The following is a 4,703-nucleotide window of genomic DNA, read 5'->3' on the forward strand; positions in this document are numbered from 1 at the left end:
GCCCCCCGGACCCGTGCGGGTCCGGGGGCCGCGGCGCGCCCGGTCCTCAGGCGGCGGACGTCGGCGTGGGCGTGGGCGTCGGCGCGACCTCCGGGGTCTCGGCCACCTCGTCCTCGGGGGAGGACGCCGTGACGCGCGTGACCGTCCAGCCGTCCTCGCCCTTGGTGCCCTGCACGCTGACGTGGTCGCCGGCCGTCAGCTCCGCGAGCGTGGCGGTCTTGCCGTCCCGGCGGATCCGCGCCGTCTCGGCCACGGTCACCACCAGGTCGGTCCCGCGCAGGGCCTTGTCCCTGCCACCGCGGACCGTGAACGTCACCGTCCCGGCGGCGGCGTCGGCGGAGACCACGGTGCCGGCGGCGGCGACCTTCGCGGCCCGCGGCTTCGTCACCGGCTTGGTCACCGGCTTGGTCACCGGCTTGGTGACCGGCTTCGTGACCGGCTTCTTGGCCGCGACCGCAGCGGTGGCGGCCGGTGTCGTGCCGGCCGCCGCGGCGGCGGCGCCGGCGGTCGGCACCGCCAGGCCCACGAGGAGTGCGGCGACGACGGCGGTGCGGGTGGTGCTGCGCATGGATGCGTTCCCTCCGGTGGCCGGGCTGCCTCCCGCGCGGGTCGCGGCGGGAGGCCCCGTGGCTTTGCGTCCCCACCTCGCGGTGGGTTTGCCCTTGTCGGGGCGGGAGCCCCGCACCAGTAGTCGTCCCCGGCGACCGCCCGGTCCAGCGCTCAGCCGGTGGAGCCACCCGGACGGCCCGCCCCGGATCCCCCGGAGGGCGCAGCGGCCGCCGGCAGCACCCCGTGCGCGGCGAGGAACCCCAGCACCGCCGCCTCCCACGCCGCCGGGTCCAGGTTCCACTCCTTGGTGTGGAACACGCCGCTGCTCGGCACGTGCGTCACCAGGTCCGGCCGCGCGGCCGCCAGCCGGTGCGAGGGCCCCGAGGGCACCACCTCGTCGTCGTCGCTGTGCAGCAGCAGCACCGGCAGCCGCAGCTCCTCCGCCCGCGCCACCCAGTCCATCCGGCGCAGGTCCACCGGCCCGTCCACCCCGATGACGCGCCGCGCACCCGGGTGCGCCAGCAGCCGCAGGCCGTAGCGGCCCAGGCCCACCGGCAGCCGGTTGCGCCGCGCCTGGTGGTCCAGCACGTCGAACCAGTCCAGGACCGGCCCGTCCAGGACCAGGGCGTCCACCCGCTCCGCCAGCGCCGAGCGGGCCACCAGCTGCAGCACGATCGCCCCACCCATCGACCACGCACCCAGCACGACCCGCTCCGCGCCCCGCTCCAGCGCCCAGCGCACGGCCGCCTCGACGTCGTGCCACTCGGTGTCGCCCAGGCCGTAGCGGCCCGCCGGGGAGGACGGCCCGTCGGCGTCGTTGCGGTAGCTGGGCACCAGGACGTCCAGGCCCGCGGCGTGCAGCACCGGCACCGCCCGCAGCGCCTCCTCCCGGGTGGCACCGCGGCCGTGCACCAGCACCGCGCACGTGCGCCGCTGCGGCGGGTGCGGCGCCCCGGCGGCGGCGGGCACCCACCAGGCCGGCAGCCCACCCACCGGCGAGGTCACGACGACGTCGGTGTGCGCGATGCCGAGCGCACCGGCCGGGGTGCCGGAGTGGAAGTACTGGTTCCACCGGCCCGGGCCGGGGGCTGGCGCACCCCGGTCGACGCCGAGCAGGGTGCGCTCCACCCGGCCGGCGGCCTCGTCGTGGGCGAGGACCTCGCCGACCCGCAGGTGCCCGGCGCCGCCCCCGGTCCAGATCCCGTAGCGGCCCGGCGCCCGCGTCTGGGCCGTGGCGGCCAGCACCACCCGGTCGGGGCGCACCTCGAGCAGCTCCACGTCGTCGGGCTTGTGCCGCACCGGCGTGACGACGAACCGGGCGATCGCCACCGCCAGCCCCGTCGTCGCCGCGGCCGTCGTGGCCAGCGCCCCGGCGCCGACCGCGCCCTGCGCCGGCGCCCGGCGCGCCCCCGGCCCCAGGCCCTGCCCCATGCGCCCGATCATGCCCGATGCGGCCCCGCGGGGTCGCCGGTAGCGTGCTGCGCAGTCGGCCGGCACCGGGCGGGCCGGCACCGGCGAGGGGACCGCAGTGACTGACCGGATCGTCGTCCTGACCGAGGAGGCGCTCGGCGCCGACGACGCCGCGCACATCGCGGGGCTGCACGAGGGCGAGGACGTCGACCACCTGGTGCTCGTCGCCGCCGACACCGAGCGCAACGTGCTGGCCGACCTGCTGGACCACCTCAGCCTCGGCGAGCTGCGCGAAGCCCTCGACGCCGTGCGGGGCCGGCCCGACCCCGAGCGGGCCCGCCACGACGCCGCCACCGCGCTGGAGCGCTCCCTCGCCGCCCTGCGCGCCGCCGGGCTGCGGGCCGAGGGCGCCCTGACCGACGACGACCCGCTGGCGGAGCTGCGCGCGGCCGTGGCCGACGGCGCGCGCATGGTCGTCGTCGTGACCCGCGTGCACGCCGTGGAGGACACCTTCCACCGCGACTGGGCCTCCCGCGCCCGCGACTCCCTCGGCGTGCCGGTGCTGCACCTGTACGCGGGGACGCCGCGGCTGGGCTGAGCACCGGGGCGGGCGGAACACCGGCACGGGCCCGGGGGTTGGGCAGGGCGTGAGCACCGAACAGACCCGCCGCTACGCCGTGCAGAAGACCGACGCCGAGTGGCGCGCCCAGCTCAGCCCGGAGGAGTACCAGGTCCTCCGGCTGGCGGGCACCGAGCGCCCGTGGACCAGCGAGTACGAGGACGAGACCACCGAGGGCGTCTACGCCTGCCGGGCGTGCGGCGCCGAGCTGTTCACCAGCACGACGAAGTTCGCCTCGCACTGCGGCTGGCCGTCCTTCTACGACCCGAAGGACTCGGGTGCGGTCGAGCTCGTCGAGGACCGCTCCCTGGGCATGGTCCGCACCGAGGTGCGCTGCGCGAACTGCGGTTCCCACCTGGGGCACGTGTTCGAGGGCGAGGGGTACCCGACGCCGACGGACCAGCGCTTCTGCATCAACGGGATCTCGCTGACCCTGCGCGCCGCGGCCGGGAGCTGACGGGCCGCCCGGCTCGGCGCACACCCGGATCCCCTCACGGCCGCCCGGGGAGGTCTCCCGGGCGGCCGAGGGCCCGCTCGAGCAGCTCCAGGGGCCCGGCGTGCGCGGGGGGAACGTCTTCGCCGACCTGCGCCCCGCTGCCGGGAGCCGAGCTGCCGGCGGCGGAGCTGCCCGCGACGGCCGTGGCGAGCAGGGCGGTCAGCACGGCGGCGGCGATGCTGCTGAACACGGCGGGCTCCTTCGGCTGCGGGTGGGACATCCAGCCTGCACCGGCCACGGGCACCGCCCCACCGAGCTGACCCACCTCCTCCCGGTGGGGTCTGCCCCACCCCCCGCACCACGGCCCGGACACGCGCCCGGCGTGCGCCCGGCGCGCCGAGTGGGCAGGGTGGGGGCATGAGCGCCGAGATCCCCGACAACGGCATCGACCCGGAACTGGATGCCGTGCACGACCCCGACCTGCGCCAGGCGGACAGCCAGCTCGGCGACGACGGACAGCCCGGCAACCCCGCGGACCCCCGCGGCCTCGCGACGGACACCCTCGACGGTGACGACGAGAGCGAGACCTTCGAGCCGGATTACAACCTCTCCAACGCCACGGGCCTGCTCATCACCGAGGACGACCCGGACCACGAGACGATCGAGCAGCGCCTGGCCCAGGAAGAGCCCGACGTCGGCGACATCGGCGCCGCCAGCACCGGCCGCGACCACACCGCCGAGGCCGACACGTTCGACCACAACGTCACCGACGCGCAGGTCGGCCCCCGCTGAGGCGGGGGACGGCGACCGGCCCGCGCTGACGCGGGCCCCCTGACGGCGCGCGGGGCCCCCCGGACGGAGGGGAGGGGCCCCGCGCGCGACCACCCGCCGACGCGCGCGGCAGACCGGCCGGCGTCAGGGCAGCTCCGCCACCAGCTCCGCCAGCGGCACCCGCGGGCCGGTGAAGAACGGCACCTCCTCGCGCACGTGGCGGCGCGCCTCGGTGTTCCGCAGCTCGCGCATCAGGTCCACGATGCGGTGCAGCTCGTCGGCCTCGAAGGCCAGCACCCACTCGTAGTCGCCGAGGGCGAAGGCGGACACGGTGTTCGCGCGCACGTCGGGGAACGGCCGGGCCGCGAGGCCGTGGTCGCGCAGCATCTGCCGGCGCTCGTCCTCGGGCAGCAGGTACCAGTCGTAGGAGCGCACGAACGGGTAGACGCACAGGTAGCCACGGGGCTCCTCCCCCGCCAGGAACGCCGGCACGTGGCCGCGGTTGAACTCCGCGGGCCGGTGCAGCGCCACGACGGACCACACCGGCTCCAGGTGCCGCCCCAGGTGGGTGCGCCGCAACCGCCGGTAGGCCTCCTGCACGAGCTCCACGGACTCCGCGTGCCACCACACCATGACGTCGGCGTCGGCGCGCAGGCCCGCGACGTCGTAGAAGCCCCGCACGACGAGGCCCTTGCCCGCCAGCTCCGCCAGCAGCGCCTCCACCTCGGCGGTGACCTCCGCCCGGGCCTCCCCCACGCTGTCGCGCACCGCGAACACCGACCACATGGCGTAGCGGATGGTCTCGTTGATCTCCTGGTGGCTGGGTGTGCTCGGCTGGCTCATGCCCCCATCCTCCCCCGCGCCGGACGCGGCGCCGACCCCGCCCCGGGCGGTCCGGCGAGCTGCCCCAGCACCACC

Annotated in this window: 7 protein-coding genes and 1 riboswitch; of the genes, 3 read left to right on the forward strand and 4 right to left on the reverse strand. The window is 77.1% G+C overall.

Features of this window, described 5'->3' with window-relative positions:
• Positions 1–46 precede the first annotated feature (46 nt).
• Both ABEB16_RS16925 and ABEB16_RS16930 read right to left on the reverse strand, forming a co-directional pair.
• The gene (locus ABEB16_RS16925) at positions 47–568 is read right to left on the reverse strand and encodes a hypothetical protein (protein WP_345713397.1); all 522 of its coding nucleotides are present in this window, start codon (positions 566–568) and stop codon (positions 47–49) included.
• Positions 569–580: 12 nt separating this feature from the next.
• Positions 581–671, reverse strand: a riboswitch (cyclic di-GMP riboswitch).
• A gap of 49 nt (positions 672–720) precedes the next feature.
• Positions 721–1,980, reverse strand: a complete 1,260-nt coding sequence (locus tag ABEB16_RS16930; RefSeq protein WP_345713398.1) for an alpha/beta hydrolase family protein — start codon at positions 1,978–1,980, stop codon at positions 721–723.
• 97 nt (positions 1,981–2,077) lie between these two features.
• Between ABEB16_RS16930 and ABEB16_RS16935 the strand changes: the two genes are divergently transcribed.
• Both ABEB16_RS16935 and msrB read left to right on the forward strand, forming a co-directional pair.
• On the forward strand, positions 2,078–2,557 hold the full coding sequence (locus ABEB16_RS16935) for a hypothetical protein (protein ID WP_345713399.1): 480 nt from the start codon (positions 2,078–2,080) through the stop codon (positions 2,555–2,557).
• A 49-nt stretch (positions 2,558–2,606) separates the two neighbouring features.
• The gene (msrB, locus tag ABEB16_RS16940) at positions 2,607–3,035 is read left to right on the forward strand and encodes a peptide-methionine (R)-S-oxide reductase MsrB (RefSeq protein ID WP_345713400.1); all 429 of its coding nucleotides are present in this window, start codon (positions 2,607–2,609) and stop codon (positions 3,033–3,035) included.
• A gap of 34 nt (positions 3,036–3,069) precedes the next feature.
• Here the strand turns inward: msrB and ABEB16_RS16945 are convergent, their stop codons facing one another.
• Positions 3,070–3,264, reverse strand: coding sequence for a hypothetical protein (locus ABEB16_RS16945; protein WP_345713401.1), 195 nt, complete (start codon positions 3,262–3,264; stop codon positions 3,070–3,072).
• A 167-nt stretch (positions 3,265–3,431) separates the two neighbouring features.
• Here ABEB16_RS16945 and ABEB16_RS16950 point away from each other — a divergent pair, with 167 nt between their 5' ends.
• Positions 3,432–3,806 carry a hypothetical protein gene (locus ABEB16_RS16950; RefSeq protein ID WP_345713402.1) on the forward strand — a complete coding sequence of 125 codons (375 nt, stop codon included), beginning with the start codon at positions 3,432–3,434 and terminating at the stop codon, positions 3,804–3,806.
• 123 nt (positions 3,807–3,929) lie between these two features.
• On the opposite strand, the gene hemQ is transcribed toward ABEB16_RS16950, so the two are convergent.
• Positions 3,930–4,628 carry a hydrogen peroxide-dependent heme synthase gene (hemQ, locus tag ABEB16_RS16955; RefSeq protein ID WP_345713403.1) on the reverse strand — a complete coding sequence of 233 codons (699 nt, stop codon included), beginning with the start codon at positions 4,626–4,628 and terminating at the stop codon, positions 3,930–3,932.
• Positions 4,629–4,703: the final 75 nt, after the last annotated feature.

This window comes from Kineococcus glutinatus, from assembly GCF_039542765.1.
Taxonomy (GTDB): domain Bacteria; phylum Actinomycetota; class Actinomycetes; order Actinomycetales; family Kineococcaceae; genus Kineococcus_A; species Kineococcus_A glutinatus.

Excerpts from the sequence above, each read along its gene's own strand:
- ABEB16_RS16930 (WP_345713398.1), bottom strand. The coding sequence starts at position 1,980 with ATGGGGCAGGGCCTGGGGCCGGGGGCGCGCCGGGCGCCGGCGCAGGGC.
- hemQ (WP_345713403.1), bottom strand. The coding sequence starts at position 4,628 with ATGAGCCAGCCGAGCACACCCAGCCACCAGGAGATCAACGAGACCATC.
- ABEB16_RS16925 (WP_345713397.1), bottom strand. The coding sequence starts at position 568 with ATGCGCAGCACCACCCGCACCGCCGTCGTCGCCGCACTCCTCGTGGGC.
- ABEB16_RS16950 (WP_345713402.1), top strand. The coding sequence starts at position 3,432 with ATGAGCGCCGAGATCCCCGACAACGGCATCGACCCGGAACTGGATGCC.